General features: G+C 70.8%; 1 pseudogene. It reads left to right on the plus strand.

The annotated features are described in order from the left end of the window. Positions 1-343: pseudogene (locus tag QRX40_RS08670) on the plus strand (chromosome condensation regulator RCC1); the annotation flags it as partial. Between the last annotated feature and the right edge of the window lie 37 nt (positions 344-380).

Raw genomic sequence — 380 nt, forward strand, 5'->3', positions numbered from 1 at the left:
GCCGGTGTCGTTCAACCTGGCTCTGGTGATCACCGGCGTCAGGTTCGACCAGACCGCCGTATCAGGCCTGACGCGCGGCGACGGCAGCAGCGTCACCGTGACCACGCCCGCACACCAGCCGGGCACGGTCACCGTCAGCGTCGACTACACGCTGGGCGGCGCACCCCAAACGCCCGACACCTCCTTGAGGTACACGTACCTGCCTGCAGGCGTGCTCCCCCAGGCAGGCGGGGAGGGCATCCTGCTCGCCCTGGCCACCGGCATGACCGGCATGGGCGGGGTCCTGGCATCCCGCCGCCACCGGCAGGAGACACGCCGACTATTGCACGCTTCGCACGAGTAAGAGCGGCCGGGCGGCGTATCAATCCCCCCGCCCCCGG

Source organism: Bifidobacterium sp. H6bp9, assembly GCF_032193695.1.
In the GTDB taxonomy this organism is placed as follows: domain Bacteria; phylum Actinomycetota; class Actinomycetes; order Actinomycetales; family Bifidobacteriaceae; genus Bombiscardovia; species Bombiscardovia kimbladii.